Genomic DNA, 1,114 nt, shown 5'->3' with positions numbered 1-1,114 from the left:
ACCGTGCTGTGGACGCCGTCCGTGCCGACCGCGTACTGCGCCCGGTACTCGGCGAGCCCGGCCGCGCGGCGGGGCGGCCGCCCCCCCCCCGGGGCCGGCCCGCCCCGCGCCCTATCCCCCCCGCGCGGGGGCCGCGCCGCCCCGCCGCCGCGGGCGCCCCGCGGGCGCGCCCGGGCCGCGCGCGCCCGCGGCGCGCGGGGGCGCGCCCCCGGGACAGCGCGGCGGCGCCACCGGGCCCGCCTCGTGGGCGGTGATCGCCGGATGGACCAGGTCCGGGATCCGCACCACCGCGGTGGCGGTGCCCGCACGCTGCTCGGTGGTGGTGGCCGAGGCCGCCTGCCTCGCCCTGCTCCGGACGGCGACCGGCGCGGTCATCTCGACCGGCTCGTTCGCGGTCTGCCCGGGTGATCCTGCACGGGCGTCACGCTCCCGGCCAGGGGCTGTCGGTGGCACCGCATAGCCTCCGGCCATCGGTCGAGGAGGGCGCATGGGATTCACGGGTGACGTTGTTCTGGCGCGGAGCGGGCGACCGCTGCGCGAGCTGGCCTGGTTCGCGGCCGGTTGTGCGGAGGGTGGATCGACCTGCGTGTCCGCCTGCAACCCGCGCCCCGGGGGCTGGCAGACCCTGCAGATCCTGCACGGGATGGTCGACGACTCGGTCGCCTCTCTCCGGGCTCTCGTCGAGGCGACGGCCGCTCCCGTGCTGGTCGCGCACGTGATGGACAGTGATGTGTGCTGGACGCGCGGGCTGGCTCCGTCGGGGGCACGGTGGTCGACTGTTCTGGATCCGGTCATGGCGGCGGACTACGGAGTCCCGGGGCCGTTCCCCGATGCTTCCGAGGAGATCACCCGTTGGGCGGCCGAGGCCGGCTTCGCCGCCGACCCGGCCGCGCTCGGGGAGGTCCTGGTCAAGCGGGCGGACCCGTTCGCCGAGGACCTCGTGTTCGAGCTGATCGACGCCTGCGGATTCCCGCCGCGCACTTCTGACGGCCCCTCGGCCTCGGACTGACGCTGCACCGACCCACGGAGCGGGTTCCCGTTCACGGGGCGGGGGGCGGGGGGGGGGTGGGGGGGCGCCGGGGCGGGCGCGGGCGCGCGGGGGGGGGGGGGGCGC

Annotated in this window: 1 protein-coding gene; it reads left to right on the top strand. The window is 78.3% G+C overall.

The annotated features are described in order from the left end of the window. Window positions 1–487: 487 nt before the first annotated feature. Entirely contained in the window at window positions 488–1,009 is a 522-nt protein-coding gene (locus tag ACFV0G_RS23315; protein WP_380551099.1) for a hypothetical protein, read from the top strand. Window positions 1,010–1,114: the final 105 nt, after the last annotated feature.

Origin of the sequence: Kitasatospora sp. NPDC059571 (genome assembly GCF_042735675.1) — a bacterium.
In the GTDB taxonomy this organism is placed as follows: Bacteria; Actinomycetota; Actinomycetes; order Streptomycetales; family Streptomycetaceae; genus Kitasatospora.
The sequence above is the reverse complement of the archived record's forward strand: the minus strand, read 5'-3'. Positions and strand labels throughout refer to the sequence as shown.

What these genes read in the sequence shown, in the direction of transcription:
- ACFV0G_RS23315 (WP_380551099.1), top strand. Translation starts at nt 488, where the DNA reads ATGGGATTCACGGGTGACGTTGTTCTGGCGCGGAGCGGGCGACCGCTG.